Here is a 20,603-nt window from a genome sequence, read left to right as displayed (position 1 = left end):
AATAAACTCAAAGAAGAAAAACAGCATAAGAAGCAAAAACTGCAAACCAGAAAGCCTTATCTCGTTTCTAAAAAGAAACAAACTTGCTCATGCAAAAAAACATTTTTTTAAAAAACTTATTTAAAAAGTTGCAAACAAATAATAAAAAACCACAAGCTATGCTTGTGGTTTTTTAAACAACTTACCTCAAGGTGATCATCCTAAAAACGATAGCGCAATCCACCAGAAAAACTGATTCCAGAAAAACCACCTTTACTCAACTTATGCTGATAAACCAAATCACCATGAAGCGCAAATTTTTGAGACAAGCGAGCATTAAGACCTAATCCAGCCTCTAGAGAAGAACCAAAAGCCCCTAACTGGAAAGAATCTTTAAAGCGCACAGACCTTTCTTTTCCAAAATCATGGGCAAAATGAATCTTTCCATAAAAAGAAACATCACGATCTTTTTCAGACGCAGTAAGAGTCTTTATCAAGCGACCACCCATACGCACCATCAATTGATCAAGTTTATCCATCTCAATATTAAAATTATCAATATCGCGGGCCTCATTAAATTGAAGATGCTGATAAACAACCTGAACCTGTGGATCAAAAACAACACCTTCATATCCTGTGGCAATTTTCTGACCACTCATCAAGGAAACACTTAAAGGGTTACCCTTCAATGTTGCCGTTTTACCCCGCGCAGTTGTCAGAACATCTCCCTTAAACAGACCATAAGATAACAAACCATCAACATAGAATCCTACATCATGCTGCATACTTCCATAAACTGTAGCAGTCCATTTATCAAATGTACTTTTTTGGCTTTGTGCAACATCTCGAGGTTGTAGAGAAAGCTTTCCATAAGACCCCATCACCCCAAAGGATATAACACTGTCAACATTTTCAACAGTTTGTAGCAAAACACCTGTCTCTAGTGCATAGTACCCTAGATCTCCCCCATAACCATATTCAAGCGCAGATAAATCTGAGGCATAACGATAACTTCCACCATAGCCACGCAAAAATGAAGCAGAATTTTCATGAATTTGCAACATTCCACTAAGATTAGTCCGTACTATCTCCAACTGCTTGTTTTGATTGCTGATATCTATCAAACCAGCGTGGAACAAACTATTCGGCAAAAGTAGATAAGTTGGCACCTGAGGAACAACAGATCTTACACCTCGTTGAGACGGAGAAACATTTTCAATTTCAGAAAGACTATCTGTAGAAGACGCTGGAACAACATCACCAGAAGATTCGGGAATAATATCCTCAACAGAAGCACGTGCAGGAGGTGTACGTTGAGAAACCATAGGAGTTTCTCTATAATCAGCAGTTTGAACATATTCATTTTCTAAACGAAAATTCCAAAATGCTCCTCCGTTCAAAGCAAATCTCTGTTTAACATGCTCCTCCCCTCTAGTAACACTTGGGCCATAAGAACGAAGAACATATTTATAAGGCGCGCCATTTAATGCAACATACTGCCCATTCAGTTGAAAAGAGTCATACGATGCATCTCCATAAACTTGAATAATTGAAACACTATGCGCTTTTTCGTTTTTTTCTTCTAAACCTCCCGCAACCCCTTGTATATGGACTATAGTTCTTCCCTTAACGTCACCATGAATGAGAAGCCGATCCGTTACTTGATGATCACTTGTATCACTAGGATTTAAACGTGCATTCAAATGAATCCAAGCATCACCAAAAGCCTGATAAACAATACCTGTTCCTTTTCCAATATAAAGCGTTTGATATGCATGATTAGTACTGGACTTTGGTTTTTCAAAAGTAATGGAACTATTAGAAAGGTGTACCGATGAAATAAACGAAACACCTCTATAATTAGGATCTTGTAATTTTTTCTGTCTTGGTTGCAATAAAGCCCACTGTGAATTATTTCCCAAGATAAGGTCGACTTTAGAACTGTTATCAACCTGAGTTTGACCGACAAGTGCAGAAGCATCAGCAACAACCTCTATAGAAGAGTTACGATCAGCCTTCAGCAACAAATCCCCAAAAAGCTTTGTTTCCTTTAAAAATATTTTAGATTTTCCAGATTGACTGCTATAAACAGCTATACTATCTGGAACGACAAAACGCGTCTTTTTCAAATCAACGCGCAATGATTTTCCCTCTGACGAACCTTCTGATGCTGCCACACCTTCAAAGTGTATACCATAAAATGCATTACCTTTCACTGTAATATTGGAATCTCCAATATTAATCTGAGGAGCTTTATCTCCCTGCAATAAAAGCCCATGAGCATCAGTAACATCAACAGAACCTTTCATAAACTGAACATAACCATCTTCAGATATATGAAAAGCTGCCTGACGACCTGCATCCAGCCCTTGATCATCCTTGCCGGTACTCCCCTTGCCGGTAATAGAGACACCCTCTAAAATAAGATATCCTTTTTCTTCTGCTTTAACCCCAACTCTCCCTAGGCTAATTTGCGTATTCGTTAAATCAACACCACTTTGAGATTTTCCTCCAGCAAAAGCCCCCACTTTGATTGCATCAATTGATCCACCAGACATTACGATGAATCCACCTTGAGCTTCCACCCCCACTAAAACCCCACTCAACGTGGAATCGCTCAGAAAGACGCCCGCTTCTTCTGATACCTTTACTCCATATTTCCAAAAATTGTTTTCCGAGTTATTCTTTTCATCCAAAATACCCTTAACAGTTATATTCTTGCCACGAATAATTGTACCTTCCTTAGACGCCTCCATGGCTCCATGAACACCATTAACATTTTTATCCATTAACGAATAAACTTTATTATTAATTTCGTGCGCTCCACCATCAGAACACTGATAAAATGCTGCATTCTGATCACATGAAGACTGCTTTTTTCCAGAGATAACCTGAGATTCAGCATTGCGTGCAAAAACACCAACATTGTGTGTCAAAAAAAGAAGTGCCGTTGTAAAAGTACATAAGGAGAAGCGATTTTTAAATAGATTGACCATAATTCCACCATAACCCCCCTCTTCTTACTAAGATCTATACATAACGTATCAAAAAACTTAACCAAAAGAAAAATATTTAATACGTTTAGGTTTTAATATCGTGAGTTTATTAATATTTTTTGTGTTTTATGTAAATATGGAATAAAAAAATTACTCGAAAATACAATCTAAATCTGTCGCTTTTACAAAGAATTTGCAAAAATATAACTGAAGAACGACAGAAAAATCACCTTTAACGTTGTTAGTCAAAAACACCCTTAGTCAGTTGACATGCATTAAGAACACCTACTTTAACTGCCGTCTAATCACCGCCAGAACGGATATAATCAACATCCTTACGATAATATTATATTGAAACAGTGTACACTCTGTAAGCAGACAAAACATATGCCAAAATTGAGAAACAAGAGTTCACATATGCCTTTTAGGCAATCTTCATGGTAAGACAGTCTAATAAAAAGTAGGAACGTGTAAAAATCAGTTCCGATTTTACCTTTTCCTTTTAATTCAACTTTACAATATTCAAAAACATTCAGAGCCATATTTTAAAAAGTGAAGATGACACATGACTTCATCTTTTTATTTATGCATTTAAAGAAAACACACTTTCAAAAAACAATACGTCATTATGTTTCTCATTCACCAATTTTCTCAGATATCTCTCATTTTTTCCATCCCCATTTCACAACGACAGCGGATATAATATCAAGTTCATCGGATACAGCCCTCATTGTGCCTGAGTAGCATCTTTGTCTTTGCTAATTTCTAATATTGTAAATCCTCTCCTCTTAATATAATTCCCCAAATTATATTGACTCCTTTCTTAAATGATTATCCACCTGCCAATTTTACATATAATAGACAAAGGAATGCTTTTTATGGATTCATCATAAAATCCTTGAAAATATTTCAGCACCCTAAATTAAAAATATCTTTATAAATCAAAACATTATAAATAATATAATAATCACTCTGAAATACGCGTTTTGAAACAATAACGTACAAACTCTTCAGACTTTTCAAAAAAATGAAAGAAGTCCAACCTAAAAGCATATTAAAGATATGCAAAGTCATACTCTCGTAAAAATGCTATAACACAAGATGAATAGATAATGAGAAAAGCCACAAGTACAACTTGTGGCTTTTTGAAAGATTAATCAAAAACAGGAACAACACTAGAAATGATAACGCAATCCACCTGAAAAACTCGTTCCAGAAAAACCAGCCTTCGTTAGTTTGTGCTGATAAACCAAATCGCCGTAAAGCGCAAATTTTTGAGACAATTGGGCATTAAAACCTAATCCTGTTTCTAATGAAGAACCAAAAGCACCTAGCTGGAAAGCATCTTTAAAATGCACAAATTGTTTTCCTTCAAAACCATGAGCAAGATGAAGCTTGCCATAGAAAGAAACAACCTGAGCCTCATCAGTAGCAACCAGCCTCTTTGTTAAACGCCCTCCAACACGCCCTACCCACTGATGAAGCTTTCCTAAATCAATATCAAAGCCATCCACATCACGCACCTTATTAAATTGAAGATATTGATAAACAACCTGAACTTGCGGATCAAAAACAAAACCGTCTTCCCCCACCATAAACGTTTTACCAGCAGTCAATGAAGCACTTAAAGGGAAACCCTTTAATGTTGCCGTCTTGCCACGTGCAGTTGTTAGAACATCACCTTTAAACAAGCCGTAAGACACAAGACCATCAACGTAAAAACCTGCATCATGCTGCATACCACCATATGCCGTAACTGACCATTTATCAAATGTACTTTTTTGACTCTGCTCAACATTCAAAGGTTGCAAAGAAAATCTCTCGTAAGCCCCGATAACTCCAAAAGAAGTGGAACCATACATATTTTCGATTGCTTTCAGCAAAACACCTGCCTCTAGTGCATTATAATCAAACTCGCCGCCATAACCATATTCAAGCGTGGAAAGATTTGAAGTATAACGATGATTGCCGCCATAACCGCTCACAAAAAAGAGAGGATTTTCACGACTTTCTAATAAGCCCCCAGAAGTAATTCGCAAAGCTTCTAACCGCTTATTTTGATTGTTAACATTCATCAAACCAATATGACGTAAGGCATTAGGCAAAAGGAGATAAGTCGGAACCTGCGGAACAACAGCCTTAACGCCCGGCTTAGGACGAGGATGAGGCTCCGGAGCTGGTTCTGGAGAAGGTTCTGGTCCCGGAATTGGCTTAGGAGAAGGATCTGGTTTAGGTTGAACATCAGAATCTATAGACCTACTTTCAAGGCGAAAATCCCAAAATTCCCCGTTACCTTCAACTAATCTCTGATCCATACTTGCTTTTCCAAACTCAGATTCTGGACCATAACTATAAAGCTTATACTGATAAGGTAATTCGTTTAAGGCTACATAACCACCTTCCAACTGAAAAGAATCTTGCTTTGCTTGTCCAGAAACCTGAATGACTGAAATACCTTCAGCATTCCCCCCCTTTCCCGTATATCCTCCTGGACTTCCTGCAACTCCATGCACTTGGAGCTTTGTTTTTCCCGAAACATCACCATGAATTAAAACACGATCCGTCTTTTGATGATTAAGAGCACCACCACTATTCAGATATGTATTAAGGGAAATAGAGGCACCATCCCGTACTCTATAAACTTCACCCTTTCCCTTTCCAATACGAAGGGTTTGATAATCATCAACAGAAGAAGATTCGTGTCTTTTAAAATTAATAGAGCTCTCATCCATAAGACTCACGAGTGAAATAGAAGAATCATGTGCAGCCTCGTGTTGATCTTTTTGCAACGGTTGTTGTAAAATCCATTTAGAACGGCCTCCCAAATAAAGCTCAGCATTAGAGTCTTTATCAACGTGTGTGCGACCCTCAAGAGTAGAAGCATCCGCCAAAACTGTTATAGAAGCACCTTCCTCAGCTTTTAATAAAAAATTCCCTGAACGAAGAGTGCTGTGTACCAACCCCACCGCACCAGAAATCATGTTTTTACCATAAAGAGCCGCATCGTCTAAAACAGAAAACTCTGTTTTATCCAAATTAACAACTTCTAATCGTGGTGGAACTTTTTCTTCCTCTGATGAAATTTCTTCTTTTTTATCCCCACCTTCACTCCATGGCTTCTCTCCCCGAAAATAGATACCATAAGATCCCTTACCATTTACGGTAACAGAAGAGGATTTCATATTAACTTCAGTCACAGGAATCTTTGAATCAGAATCCTCATTTGATAAATCTTTAACTTCCTGAAGAGGAATAGAATTGACTATATTTTCTAATAATATGCCATGGATACCCCCACCAGTACTAACAATATTACCCTCTAAATTAACAGCCCCCCCTAAATCCATATGCACAACCGCACGATCCTTACCTTTATCACCCTTCCCAGTAATTTTAACATTCTCGAGATTTACTTTTCCACCTAACATCGAAGAAATCCCATGGCTGTTCATAAAATCAACTGATCCACCTGACATCCAAATTTCTGAATGATCATAACTTAAAAGACTTGCATTCCCATTAGCTGTCTTAATTTCTGTATCCTCTAAAAGAACAAACGAATTCTCTGTTGCATCAACACCCTCATGACTTTCCTTAATTTTTCCATTTTTTACCTCAATCACTCCATCACTCGCACGAAGGGCTATAACTGTATTTTTGATAATCGGATCTTCCAAAACAATCTTACCGTTCTCTAATACATGCACCCCCACTAGAAAAGTTTTATCAGCAACTTGACTACTAACCGTTACATCCTCCCCACTAACCCTTGTGCCTATTCCTTTTACCGTTATAGCAGTAGGATCATCAGGATAATTGGAAACGTTCTTATTTGTAATCCTATAAGATTTATTATCAATTTTGGATTCCCTGCAATTATCGCATATATAATACAACCCATCATAGTAATAAAACCCACGCTTTATACCTCTTTCATCAAAGCCTGCATCTTTAACAGAGTTATCTATATGACCATTATTCGATCCCTCCATTCCACTCAACCCACGATAATCACTTCCCCCACGAATACCCTCATCGTTATTGCCAACAGGAATCATATTAGGAGGATAATAATTCTGCCCACTCTCTCCACTAAAGGGAGGCTTATACGCATTACTCCCACTAAGATGAGGACCAGAAGTAACACTAATACCGTTAATCGGAGTAACAGTTATAACATAAGGTTTACCGACCTCCTCTGTAGCGGCATACACTTCTCTTCCATTTTGAAGCAAAGAGAGGATAGCTGTTGTACAAGCACATAAACATACATGATTTCTAAAAACTTTAATCATAGTTCCCTCGAAACTTTCCTTCCCCTCTCATTAAAAACAAAAGCACTTACAAAACACCCCATTGCACACCTCAAAAATACGAAAAGTGTAACAAAAGAACATGCCTCATGCTCATCTGAACTGTGCAATGAATTATCCCAATAAATTTGGCAAAAGCTCTACGCTAAAAACCATCTATAAGAGAATAACAACAAAACACAATTTATAAGTGTATAATGCATTCTGTATTTCGTGTAAAGAAAAAATGAAACCAATGCGTGCAATTAATTAAAAACACAATCTAACCTTGTGAACTTTAAAAATTAATCCACAAGGAGATGAATGAAACAATGATTTAAATCCGTAAAAAACAAACTCTCAAAAACGAGCTTTAGAAAACATCAAATATTATATTAGATAATATCAATACAGTACCAAAAAGGATAACGTAACGCATACCGGTCTGCTGAACGCTTAAAAAGCCGATAAAAGCGAAGCACTCTATCGCATCAGTAGCAGCATAAATTTTAAGAAAATTCGCTTTAGCGGAGAAAAGTGCTCTCACACACAAAACAAACTATGTTTTTTTTTGCTCAATCAAGAAGACGAAAATCTTTTAAAGACAACACAAGTTGTTACAAAGAAAAAAGGCAGCACAATGTGCTGCCTTTTCTAAAAAGGTACATAGTGTACCTTATATTAAAACTGGTAACGTATTCCTCCGGAAAAACTTGTTCCCGAAAAACCAGCCTTATTAAGCTTATGTTGATAGAGAATATCAGCATGCAGAGAGAACTGTGGCAACAATTTGGCATTAAAACCTAATCCAGCCTCTAGAGAAGAACCAAAAGCTCCTAACTTGAAAGCATCATTGAAATGCACAGACTGTTTTCCTTCAAAACCATGAGCAAGATAAAGCTTACCATAGAAAGCAACAGCATCCACGCCTTCAGAACCTGTAGGAATCTTGGTTAAACGTCCACCAACACGTGCTACCCACTGATTAAGGTTACCCATTTCAATATTAAAATTGTCGATATCACGGGCCTTATCAAACCGGAGATGTTGATACACAACCTGAACCTGCGGATCAAAGACAAAGCCCTTATATCCTGTCATAATTGTCTGACCACCAGCTAAAGAAACACTCAAAGGATTACCTTTTAATGTTGCTGTTTTACCCCGTGCAAGGGTGAGAACATCACCTTTGAACAGACCATAGGATAAAAGACCATCGACATAGAAGCCAACATTATGCTGCATGCTACCATATACCGTAGCAGTCCATTTATCAAATGCACTCTTCTGACTGTACTCAACATTCACAGGCTGCAGAGAAAGTTTTCCATAAGTTCCCATAACGCCAAAGGATATAGCACTGTCAGCATTTTCAATAGTTTGCAGCAAAACACCTGCCTCTACACCATTATAACTAAGATCACCTCCGTAACCATATTCAAGTGCGGAAAGATCTGAAGCATAACGGTAACTTCCACCATAGCCGCGCAAGTATAAAGCGGGATTTTCACGAACCTCTACCATTCCTGTAGAAGTCATCCGCAACGTCTCCAATTGCTTATTTTGATTGCTAATATCCATTAAACCAGCGTGGAATACACTATTAGGCAAGCTGAGATAAGTTGGAACCTGTGGAACAACAGACCTTACAAATTGTTCAGGAAGGGCAGCAGATCCAACAGACTTAACATACTGATTTTCTAAACGGAAATTCCAAAATTCTCCACCATCCTTAACAAATTTCTGCTGAACATGCTCCTGTTTCGAAGTCGCTTCTGGAGCATAAGCACGAAGGGTGTATTTGTAAGGTGAGTTTCTCAGTGCAACATAATTGCCATCGAGTTGGAAAGAGTCGTTCTTCGCTTGACCATAGACCTGAATAATTGAAACAGTATGAGCAATCTTGGCATTCGCTTTACCATCTCCTACATTGCCCGCATCACCTCGTACATGTATTTTTGTTTTTCCAGAAACATCACCATGAATGACAAGCCGATCAGTGACTTGCTGATCACTCGGATCACGAGGATTTAAACGTGCATTGAGATGAATTACAGCATTACCCTGTGCCGCATAAACAGTTCCTTTCCCATTTCCAATATGGAGAGTCTGATATTTTCCTTCAGATTCCGAAGGTGCAAAATCAATAGCACTATTTACAAGACTTACAGAAGAAATGCATGAATCCACACATCCTGAATCTAGAGTCCCCAAATTCCTCTGTGCACTTCTTTTTAGAATCCACTGTGAATTATTAGCCAAGTCTAATTTTGCATAAGAATTTTTATCAACGCGAACACCGCCTGTAACAATAGAACTGTCAACTGAAACCGATATGTTCGAATCATTCTCGGCTTTTAATAACAAGTCACCAGCAAGGGTTGTTTTATTTTCTAATGAAACACGACCACCAGAATTATTACCATAGATAGCTATACCATTTGCAATTTCAAAATCAGTTTTTTTCAACGAAACTGTCCCTGTTATGCCTATAGGCGTTTTTTCCTGTTTGGACACAGTACTCCGCTTAGCAACGCCTGTTTGCGCAGTTTCTAGATTCTGACTTCGAGTTTTCTCACTCCCTTCTTTCAGCGTTAGACCATCAAAATATATACCATAGGTTCCTTCACCTTCTACTTTAACAGTAGAAGACTCGATATTTACGTGATTCATAGTAGGACGAACGTCAGATGATCTCTTTTTTCTAGGAGAAGTCGTCTCATTCCCACTACCATTCACAATCCACAAAGCACGAGCATCAGTCACAACACTCCCATTTTTAAAATCAACAGAACCATTATCAATCAACAGAAAAGCTGCACGCCCAAAGTTATCTACAGAATCTAACTTACCCTGTCCTTTTTTCGCAATAATTCTCACTTTGTCTAATTTAACGCTGCCCCCAGATTCTGACCTTACTGCTACTCCCTTTTCCAGAGTAATAGTTCCAGAATTCATAGTTATCTCACCAACCTGACTCGCTAGACCAGCCACAGCCAAATTCCCCGTTACGTTAATTTTCGTATCCTTTAAATTAACAGATGATCCAGAACCTGCCAAAGCGCCCACATAACGCGCATTGACTGTTCCAGCGTTCATCGTAATCTTTCCGCCCCTTTGCGCTTCAAGCCCAATTAGAGAAGATTGAATTGTTGAACTTTTTTCCAAAACGACTTCTGCGCTATCTTCTGCAAGAACAGCACTCACAGCCTTTAATTCAGTAAGATCAACATTGCTTTCATTATCACCCCCCCCCATAATTGTAGCATTCTCCAACTTAATAACTGTATTCTCATTCTGTGCATGCATAGAATGCTGAACTTTATCATTCCCTTTCAGTATAAGATTTTTTATTGTATGTGTCTTACCATCACCGCATGCATAAAGAGCTTTCTCCACAGCATTACTCTCTTCGCTATTGTTCTGTATATCATTACACTGAGAAGAAACATCACCAGAACGACCCAATACAAGAATACGCCCAACAGGTCTACTAGGTTTTACGCCAGATGCAGCCGCCGATCCTATAGATGCAAATTCCTGATGTACACCACCTGTATCAGATCTCAAAAGTGAAACACTTGAAGGAGAAATTATAGCTCCAGATTCTCCAGACACAGAAGGTTCCGCCAAACCACCACTATCTCCTCTTCCACGAGCGTCAGTGACAGTATTAGAAACACGAGGAACAACATATTGATTTTCTAAGCGAAAATCCCAAACACTTCTACTATTCGCATTTCCACTACTCGCAATTAATTTCTCATCAAAAGGTCGCATTTCCGAAGAAGAAATGGTTGGACCATAAGCGTGAAGAATATACTTATAAGGCGACCCTTCTCGTGTAATATAATCACCGTCTAGCCTAAAAGAATCCGCCTCTGCTTGTCCAAAGACCTGAATAATTGAAATACTATGAGATTGATTCTCATCTTGTTGTGTTCCTTCTGAAGTATCTTTTACACGCACTATCGTTTTTCCAGCAACATCACCATGAATCAAAAGCCTGTCAGACATTTGATCACTATCCGAAGTATTAGGAACTAAACGCGCATTAAAGTAAATATAAGAATCTCCAGAAGCAGAGTAAACCGTGCCGTTCCCATCCCCAACGCGAAGCGTTTGATAACCTCCATCTCTATTTTCAGATCGTAAAAACGCAATAGCACTATCTTTGAGATCTATAGACGAAACACAAGAATCTATACAATCTGTATCCGAAACTTCATTACTATACTTACTTTTTGCTAAATACCATTCTGAATAAGATAAAAAAAGGTTTGCACTCGCGGTGCTATCAATGCGTGCAGAACCTACAATACTAGAATCATGAGCAACAACCTTCAAACTAGAAGAACCTGTAGCACGCAATAATAGATCACCAGAAACTAATGTGTCTTCTCCTAAAACAACAGAACCGCTCAAATCGTTACCATAAATGGCCACACCATCTGGAACCTTGAGAACAGAACGTCTTAAAAGAACCATATGCCTCCCATCTACTTCTGGTTCTTGCGAGAAAGATGCTTGACTTTCTACAACACCTCCAGTAGTTACTGTAGCTGTAGTTGCTCCTGCAACATCACTACTTCTTTTCACTCTAGCACTTGATTCTTCTCCTTCTTCACTTTGATTGTTCGTTTCTAAACTTCTTTTTTCGAATTCCGGTTCACTTTCACCAAAATATATACCATAAGAGCCTCTATCTTCTACTGTAATAACCGAATAATTGATAGCAGACCTAATGCTGGCATAGTCATCAGCAAAATTATTCTCAACAAATTCAATAAAACTATCGACCTTTCCACTACTAGACCTTGGAGTAATGACACTCAAGAAACCATTTTCAATACTGTAGTTACTATTTATCCATAGAACAATAGCATTAGAACCGTTAAAGATTACACGATTAGAAGAAACAAAACCATCTTCCAATAAAAAAACAACACTCGGATCCAGTACACTAGAAGCAGCCTCTTCACCTAAAGTTCCTTCTGGAGATTCCTCATTGTTTCTCTCTTTTTCAGCAATACGAATTCTAACATCTTCTAGTTTAACAAATCCTTCGTCTTCCGCCAAAATCCCCACACCACCTTTTGCAAAAGTAATTGATCCAGATTTCATCGTTATTTGAGATCCACCAGAACTATGTAAACCAACTACATTCAGAGGTACTTTATCATTAACGACTTCCACATTAATATCTGTTCCCTCTAAAAAAATAGACGATTTAAAACTAGCTGTAGCACCAAAAAAAGTTTTTTTGATGCTTCCTCCCTTCATATGAATATTTCCTTTGTACCCAGCCTCAAGACCAGTAACAAAGTTCTCGATATTTGACTTCAGCAATTCAACCTTTGCACCTGCTAACGACAATACAGCACTCCCAAACCCCATAACAGCAGTTTGAGCACTAAAGCTTTTAGGATCTACACCAACGATAGATACACCTTCTACCTTTACACTTGTCGCCTTAGCAATATTTACAGTTTTGGATAAAGGTCCCCTTACAACGCCAGAACGCGAAGAGTCAACAACACTTACACGTCCGGAGGTATTCCCTCCTACAAGACTATTAACAGTTCTGGCAGTTCTGGCAGTTCTGGAACCTGCACCTCCCGTTACAACGCTAGAACGCGAACCATTCGCATTATCTATAACAAGACGACCCACTGCAAACACAGCATTATCACCGTATTTTTTTACACGAATCTTACCTCCTTTTATTGTATATTCTCCACCGTCTACACATATAATGGATCCACGCTCTGACTCACCAGAACTATTTTCACACATACCTGTACCGTCTTTAGGAAAAAGCGCAAAAAGAGGTATTCGTGAACCAGGAAGTTGTCTTATAGAAACGTACGCTCTAGGCAATGAACCCTTTGCTTCTGATCTAGGTTCAATGAATACTTCTAAATATTGCAATGCTGAAGATAGTCCTGTAACTAGAGATTCAGGCGTTGGAACTATAGAAGAGATTGAGTCAGCGACAGAAGAGATTGAGTTAGAGACAGATGTTTTAACTGTATCCAATGCAAGTGAAACTACCCTTTCAGCGATTGCATCAGAGATAGATGATGAAACTGAATTAGGAACAAATGACGCAAATGGAGATAATATAGGCGAAGAGAATGAGAACCAACCACTCCCTATAGAAACATCTACACCTTGCAAAAAGAAGAAAGCACTTGTTGTCAGTGCGTACAAACGTGTACGCTTTTTAAATACATTGATCATATGTCAAACTTTCTAAATAATGTTGCAAAAACACTAGAATTAAGTGAAAATGAGGTAAGTGAACGATTTGTAACATATGTCAGTCAACTTTACAACATAGTGTTATTTATTTACGCTTCATTTTGTGCATAAAAATACCAAAGTTAAGTTTTTAAGTGCGCAAACCTTTGTAATATTAGATAAAAGGATAAAATCACGATGATAAAATATATGAAATGGATGACTTCTGTTTTACTGGTTGCAATTAGTTTTGCAACGATTTTGTGGACTCATACGAGTATTGCAAATACCAGTACCCAGACAAATGTAACGATTGATCATGTTTCAGGAACGACTTCTGTTCCCACTTCTCCGCAAAAGGTTGTTGTGTTTGATCTTGCCTCGCTAGATAATATGAATCGCCTTGGTATCCAAGCAGTTATCGGCCTTCCTGAAGGAAAAAAACCTTCCTATCTGCAACAATTTGACGATGCAAAATATGAAAGAATTGGAACCGTTTTTGAGCCAGATTATGAAAAAATTGCCACTCTTCAACCCGATTTGATTATTATTTCCTCCAGAACTCAAGCAAAATATAAAGACTTATCCAAAATAGCCCCAACAATTGATCTAACCGTAGAAAACGAAAATTCTCTTGAAGATATAAAACGAAATGTGTCTATCCTTGGAAAAATTTTTGGTAAAACACAAGAAGCAGAAAAGGAAATTGCAAAAATCAATGAAGCTTTTGCTGAAGTCCGTAAAAATACCCAAGGAAAAGGCACCGGGCTCATACTCATGACCTCTGGTGGAAAAATCAGTGCTTTCGGACCAAAATCACGTTTCGATATTTTTCACTCCGCTTTTGGAATTGCCCCTGCAACCGATAAACTTACCGTGCAAAAACATGGACAACTCATTTCTCCTGAATTTATTCTTGAAACCAATCCTGATTGGTTGTTGGTGATTGATCGCGATGCAGCCATTGGACGGGAAGGACAATCCGCAGCACAATTGCTCAACAATGAGCTTGTTCACCGCACAACAGCAAGCAAAAAAAATCAAATTATTTATTTGGACTCTTGGAGCTGGTATCGTGCAAATGGTGGTTTAACGGCGCTCATTGAAACCGCACAGCAGATCAATGAAGCCTTTACAAAGAGCAAATAAGCGTACAAAAGAGCTTGCTTGCTATATAAATAAAATTTAAAAGCAGAGGTTGTTTATTAAGCAGTCTTTGCTTTTTTTAGATTTTGTTAGAAAATGATTTAACGTGAAGAATTACTGGATAACCATAACACTTCTAATTTTCCTGTCGATCCTCAGCATTTTTGTTGGTTATTCTGATGTCACACCTTCTAACCTTTTCGCAGCCGATCCCCATGCGTGGCTTATTTTTTGGCAAACACGTCTTCCTCGTACCATTGCAATCCTTTTAGTAGGCGCAGCACTTGCACTTTCAGGCATGATTATGCAACTATTAACACGCAATCGCTTTGTCGAACCATCAACCACTGGAACCATTGAATCTGCTTCCCTTGGCATTCTTTTTATTATGATTTTTGGGCCCGATATTCCTGTTTTAGGAAAAATGGTCGTTGCGACAATTTTTGCCATGGTAGGCACTTTACTTTTTATGTTTTTATTGCGACGCATTCCTCTAAAATCTGCTCTCATTGTACCCCTTACAGGGATTATGCTAAGCTATATTATTGGCTCTTTAACCAATGCCATTGCAGATTATGAAATGTTACTTCCTTCTCTTCAAGCTTACTTATTTGGCAGTTTTTCGATGGTTCTTGAAGGAAAATATGAGCTCTTATGGCTATCCCTTCCCCTTTGTATTCTGGCCTATTGTACTGCTGATCGCTTTACGGTTGCAAGTTTGGGAGAAGATTTAACCAATAACCTTGGATTGAATTATCGTGTTGTCATGTTTTTTGGTCTTTTTATTGTCGCCTCAATCACTGCTGTTGTTGTCTGTACCATTGGCCGTATTCCTTTTGTTGGGTTGATTATTCCAAATATTGTTTCAAGTTTCATGGGAGATAATATGCGCTATACCGCTCCTTGGGTGGCCATCAGCGGTGCAGGATTGGTCTTAATTTGTGATCTTTTAGGACGAATCATTCATCCCTCTCTTGAAATTCCCATCAGCACCATAATGGGTGTAATCGGTAGTTTTATTTTTATGATACTGCTTTTACGCTGGAGAAAGCGTCTTGGATAGAAGAAGAAAAACAATATGTGTACTAACAACACTTATCATCATAGCATGCACTGTCATTAGTCTTTACATGACGTGGAACATCAATGTTTATACATGGAAATTTCGTCTTACAAAACTTTCCTCTTTGCTTCTTATTGCCTATGCAATAAGCGTTTCCACGGTTTTATTTCAAACAATCGTTAATAACCGTCTTCTTACTCCTTCAATTATGGGATTTGATCAGCTTTATATTTTAATAAAGACTGCCCTAATGTATTTTGTAGGCTCTCTTTCTTTGCCCTTTTTGAATGAAGAAGGACAGCTCGTTCTTGAAGCCCTCATTCTTATTCTTTTTTCAATAAGCCTTTTTCGCTGGCTCTTTTCAGGAAGCCTAAAAGGACTTCATTTGACGCTTTTAATCGGTGTTGTTTTAGGCGGATTTTTTTTCAGTTTACGGATGTTTATGCAATTGCAACTAAATCCAGACCAAATGATGAATTTAACCGATATTATGTTTGCAAATTTTAATAAATTCAATACACCATTAATAAGCTTTGCCACAATCATTGTCTTCATTGTGAGTCTGATTGGATGGCATTCCCGTCATCTTCTTGATATTTTGGCTTTGGGACGTGAAAATGCCCTCAATCTTGGCGTTAATTACCACAAAAGTGCGACAGCTGTCCTTATTTTTATTTCCATTCTCGTATCCATTTCCACCGCATTGGTAGGCCCCGTCACCTTTTTTGGACTGTTAGTTGCCAACCTTTCCTATGAACTTTCTCCTCAAGCAAAACACAGTATTGTTGTTCCAATTGCAATATTATTGGCTATTATTTGTCTGGTGGGGGGACAATTTATTTTAGAACAAATTTTTCATATGGCAGGGCGTTTAAGTTTTATCATTGAGTTTTGTGGGGGAATTGTTTTCTTAATGTTACTGATGAAGGGAAAACTAAAATGATTGAAATCAATCATCTTTCCAAGGCTTACGGAGCACGATTGATTATCGATAATTTATGCCTTCATCTTCCAAAAGGGGGGATTATTTCTCTTATTGGGCCCAATGGTTCGGGAAAGTCAACTCTTTTAATGCTGATAAGACGTCTTTTGCCACACCATAATGGTACAATTCATATCGACGGCTTTGATATTGATAAAATGCCCCACGATATTTTGGCTCAAAAACTCTCAATTCTGCGTCAAGAAAATCCTTTGTCTTTTCGCTTAACCGTGTACGATTTAGTAAGTTTCGGACGCTATCCTTATTCAAAAGGCTGGTATACACATGAAGATAAACAATTTATCGACAGTGCGCTACGCTATCTCGGCTTACAAGATTTAAAAGACCGTTTTTTAGATGAGCTTTCTGGCGGTCAGCGTCAACGCGCTTTTATCGCCATGGTTCTCTGTCAAGATACCGATTATCTTCTTTTAGATGAACCATTAAACAATCTGGATATGAAACATGCCGTTTCCATGATGAAGCAGCTACGCCGTACAGCTGATGAACTGAAAAAAACCATCCTTATTGTTATGCACGATATTAATTTTGCCTCATCTTACTCAGATATGATTGTTGCATTGAAAAATGGGAAAGCGGCCTATTGTGGGACTCCAAAAGAAATTATGCAACCAAAAATTCTTAAAGACATTTATGATGTCGATATTCAAATCAAAACAATTAATGACATCCCTATCGCTCTTTATTATCGATAATCATAAAGATTTTTTGCGCTTGCATGCACTATAGAATCTGCTAGGGATAGTAAAATTGGCTTATTGGGGAATAGTTTAATGGTAGAACAGCGGACTTTGACTTCGTCAATCTTGGTTCGAATCCAAGTTCCCCAGCCAGTATTTAATGATTGTAGCTTGTCATCGGGTTTTGTATAATTTGAAAGCAGATTTTGCATCAATTTATTTTTTCAAAGGATCTTCAAAAACTTTCAAGGGTTATTTAAAATCCCTTTAATGCATATTTTCTCTTCCTCTAAAAATTGCAATTTGAGATGATAAGCTCTTGAGCCGGTGCGGATTCTTTGAACCACATGTATAAGATGTGCCAACCTCTTTTATCTTAAATTGGCTAAAGATTTTTCAGATCTGAGACACATCATTGAGAGAGAAGAATTTTTCTCTTGCGCAAGCAAAACAAACATTGTCTGGTAATCCTCTCGCAAATAAATCCTTTCCATAGTAATACACGTATATCTGGCTCTGTTTACGGGAAAGCCTTATCTAATAGCTACAAACCTATCTAAAGAGAGAATTCAAAAAAGAAAGCCGAGCCAAATGATATGACGCGGCTTTCAGATATTGATTATAAGATTCAAATGAATCATCCACAATGGAGTAATAAATTCATATATACAAAACGTATCATATTGCAAGTGCTCTATTTAGAAATATGAAAACTTATCAAAAGAAACGTAAATGATAGCTATGATTTGATATCATTCATTAGCATTATAGAATCTATAAACGCTTGGTAACTTTATCAATCCAATCAAAAGAAAATGCATCTTAAATGAATGTCTTCTCAATAAGGCTTTCATAAGTATCTTTTCATTTTGCACTCAAATGTAACTTCTTTGCAAATTAACCAGCTCAAATTTGAGTTGGCAAAATTAACCAATCCAATTTTGGAGGCGTTATCTTTAGAATAGCCATCTTTAAACATTATAGCTTTTGACTCAAAATTGAATAAAATCCCATACCTTAGATGTTACAATGGTTTTGAATTTTGCTACCTCATTTTTTTCAATAGGTGCCCCCCAAATTTTGAGAGAGCTCATTTGGTTTCGTATTTTTAAACTGTAACTTTTAAAACGTTTTTTTCTCGCTTGCTTGCGTTATATCATTAAAAGGCTTTCAATTTCATAAGACATAACATTGTGATTTTCATTCTATATTGTGATGATAGTATCTATATAATGCCTGCCTATCATTTACTAACTTTTTAGTAAGCGTTTTTAAAAACGATCTTGTCTTTAAATTCTTTTATGCAATCTTTATGAACTCAATCTATAAGCTTATGATCGTTTCAAACGATTATTCCTTTTAAGGTTGCACTCAAATAAAGAGCAAAACACATCCCATTCTTAAACGTATGCAATTTATGTTATTGATAATTCCAAACGACTGAAATTTAAAACAATGTGATTTGTGCTGTGATAAAAACGTATCATAAAATTTATGACCTGTTATGAATGATAACCGCTTTTCATTTCATTTGAATGCACCTATGCGTTATAGTATTTGCATCATGATTTGCTTTTTATAGTCTATACATCCATGGCAATTTTATATAAAAAATGATCAATTCAAACATGCATAAAAGTAGGGATTCTTAAGTGGATTCATACAAAATAACTGCACTTAATATATTGATTTTATTAGTTTTTATGTACAAAACCTTTTTAACTTCATAAAGATATCAATTTCCTTGTAAAAAATATTCCTCCCATTCCAATAAAAGACTCCACATAAGGCGATAAGGGATAGCTTCTATGATTTTACAAGTACTGATCGCTGGCCATGCAATAACGCCGACTGATGTCCAAGCCAATTAGACCGCCTGTGGAAACAGGCAGGTTGTGGGGCTGAATATAGTGGAACAGCACCGAACGGATAAGCCACGCGTCGTAAGTAAGCCTCTTAGCTTGCATAGCTTATAGGTTTTGGAAACAGACAATTATTATAATTCAGGTATTATAATTCAGACAATTAAAGATCAGATCTCAAGCTTTTTAATCCAGTGGACAAACACGAATAATATGTCCGTCTGGATCTTTGATTAGGAAGGTACGTCCAAATACATCAGTATACGGTTCCTTCAAAACATTTATCTCAACAGTGGTTTGCTCTTTCCATTCCGCATAGAGCTTATCTACGTCCTCTCCAGTAGGCAACATAATGCCGATTTCTGAAAAACGAGGTGCATTTTCCTCAGGCGTATCGCCCCCAGACCAGAGAGCAAAGAGAGCATCCCCCGAAGAAGCAAATGCAACATAGCGTGGCGAGGTAAACACAGGTTCTTTCTTGAAGATGAATTTGTAAAAAGCCGTAGAGTACTCTATGTTTGAAACGTATACCAACTGTAGGTTTGGGGTAACAGGATAAGTAGGAATATTACTCATTAATTCTCCATGATTTAGTAGCAACTGCCTAACATGATATACCTATTAGAGAATATTTCAACAAGAGTTTGTGATGCTTCCATTCGCGGTGTGCTCTATTTATATGTTTTTACTCACTTATTGCTATATGCTAAAATATCGAGGCCGCCACTACTGGGATTGTAATGATATCCTATCGCTCTTTATTATTGATAATCTAAAGATTTTTTGCTCTTGCCTACACTATAGAATCTGCTAGAGATGGTAAAATTGGCTTATTGGGGAATAGTTTAATGGTAGAACAGCGGACTCTGACTCCGTCAATCTTGGTTCGAATCCAAGTTCCCCAGCCAGTGTAGCTTGTCATCGGTGTAGCTTGCCAGCGGGTTTTGTATATTTTGACTGTATGTAGCTTGCCAGCGGGTTTTGTATATTTTGCCACTAGGTTTTGTACCAATTTATTTTTTCTCAAAGAGTTTTTAAGGGGTTCTCAAAGGGTCTTCAAATGCCTTTCAAAGGGTATTTAAAGCTCTCTTTAACGCATTTTTCTGCTCCTATTTTTCCAAATCACTAAAGCATGTAAAGTCGGATTGAAAAGCAAGGGGAACGATTCCTGTCGGACCATGGCGTTGTTTTGCTATAATAACCTCAGCTTTACCCTTGGCTTGCTCCATTGCCTCTTGCCATTTGCTATACTCAGCAGTGCCTTCTTTGGGTTCTTCATTTTTGAGATAATATTCTTCACGATAAACGAACAGAACAATGTCGGCATCTTGCTCGATTG

Annotated in this window: 11 protein-coding genes and 2 tRNA genes; 7 read left to right on the top strand and 6 right to left on the bottom strand. The window is 37.6% G+C overall.

The genetic code is table 11. The features are described from left to right. Nucleotides 1-200: 200 nt before the first annotated feature. The 3 genes from ACFINX_RS07525 to ACFINX_RS07515 form a co-directional block, all read right to left on the bottom strand. On the bottom strand, nucleotides 201-2,975 hold the full coding sequence (locus ACFINX_RS07525) for an autotransporter outer membrane beta-barrel domain-containing protein (protein ID WP_375621644.1): 2,775 nt from the start codon (nucleotides 2,973-2,975) through the stop codon (nucleotides 201-203). A gap of 1,175 nt (nucleotides 2,976-4,150) precedes the next feature. After that, complete coding sequence (locus tag ACFINX_RS07520; protein WP_375668571.1) at nucleotides 4,151-7,270, bottom strand: autotransporter outer membrane beta-barrel domain-containing protein; 3,120 nt, start codon at nucleotides 7,268-7,270, stop codon at nucleotides 4,151-4,153. Nucleotides 7,271-7,948: 678 nt separating this feature from the next. Next, complete coding sequence (locus ACFINX_RS07515; RefSeq protein WP_375668570.1) at nucleotides 7,949-13,147, bottom strand: autotransporter outer membrane beta-barrel domain-containing protein; 5,199 nt, start codon at nucleotides 13,145-13,147, stop codon at nucleotides 7,949-7,951. A gap of 28 nt (nucleotides 13,148-13,175) precedes the next feature. Here ACFINX_RS07515 and ACFINX_RS07510 point away from each other — a divergent pair, with 28 nt between their 5' ends. From ACFINX_RS07510 to ACFINX_RS07485, 6 genes are all read left to right on the top strand, one after another. Further along, a complete protein-coding gene (locus tag ACFINX_RS07510) occupies nucleotides 13,176-13,526 on the top strand; it encodes a hypothetical protein (protein ID WP_375668569.1) in 351 nt (116 codons plus the stop codon). Nucleotides 13,527-13,708: 182 nt separating this feature from the next. Continuing rightward, nucleotides 13,709-14,659, top strand: coding sequence for a siderophore ABC transporter substrate-binding protein (locus ACFINX_RS07505; RefSeq protein ID WP_375634799.1), 951 nt, complete (start codon nucleotides 13,709-13,711; stop codon nucleotides 14,657-14,659). Between the two features lie 103 nt (nucleotides 14,660-14,762). Beyond that, nucleotides 14,763-15,719: an ABC transporter permease gene (locus ACFINX_RS07500; RefSeq protein WP_375632551.1), complete on the top strand. Its 957-nt coding sequence runs from the start codon at nucleotides 14,763-14,765 to the stop codon at nucleotides 15,717-15,719. Between the two features lie 67 nt (nucleotides 15,720-15,786). Next, nucleotides 15,787-16,662, top strand: coding sequence for an iron chelate uptake ABC transporter family permease subunit (locus tag ACFINX_RS07495; RefSeq protein WP_375629923.1), 876 nt, complete (start codon nucleotides 15,787-15,789; stop codon nucleotides 16,660-16,662). Further along, entirely contained in the window at nucleotides 16,659-17,417 is a 759-nt protein-coding gene (locus tag ACFINX_RS07490) for an ABC transporter ATP-binding protein (protein WP_375668568.1), read from the top strand. The genes ACFINX_RS07495 and ACFINX_RS07490 overlap by 4 nt, the downstream gene beginning before the upstream one ends. Nucleotides 17,418-17,481: 64 nt before the next feature. After that, nucleotides 17,482-17,555: transfer RNA gene (locus ACFINX_RS07485), tRNA-Gln, on the top strand. Between the two features lie 1,582 nt (nucleotides 17,556-19,137). Here the strand turns inward: ACFINX_RS07485 and ACFINX_RS07480 are convergent. Together ACFINX_RS07480 and ACFINX_RS07475 are read right to left on the bottom strand one after the other, a co-directional pair. Further along, nucleotides 19,138-19,269: a hypothetical protein gene (locus ACFINX_RS07480; RefSeq protein WP_375612406.1), complete on the bottom strand. Its 132-nt coding sequence runs from the start codon at nucleotides 19,267-19,269 to the stop codon at nucleotides 19,138-19,140. Between the two features lie 181 nt (nucleotides 19,270-19,450). Then, nucleotides 19,451-19,840, bottom strand: coding sequence for a VOC family protein (locus ACFINX_RS07475; protein WP_375612407.1), 390 nt, complete (start codon nucleotides 19,838-19,840; stop codon nucleotides 19,451-19,453). 258 nt (nucleotides 19,841-20,098) lie between these two features. Here ACFINX_RS07475 and ACFINX_RS07470 point away from each other — a divergent pair. Further along, nucleotides 20,099-20,172, top strand: a tRNA-Gln gene (locus tag ACFINX_RS07470). Nucleotides 20,173-20,373: 201 nt separating this feature from the next. On the opposite strand, the gene ACFINX_RS07465 is transcribed toward ACFINX_RS07470, so the two are convergent. Then, nucleotides 20,374-20,603, bottom strand: a 230-nt coding sequence (locus ACFINX_RS07465) for a DnaB-like helicase C-terminal domain-containing protein (RefSeq protein ID WP_375651335.1), incomplete at its 5' end; no start/stop codon positions are given.

It is taken from the genome of Bartonella sp. AP36NXGY, from assembly GCF_042195865.1.
Lineage (GTDB): Bacteria > Pseudomonadota > Alphaproteobacteria > Rhizobiales > Rhizobiaceae > Bartonella.
The sequence above is the reverse complement of the archived record's forward strand: the minus strand, read 5'-3'. Positions and strand labels throughout refer to the sequence as shown.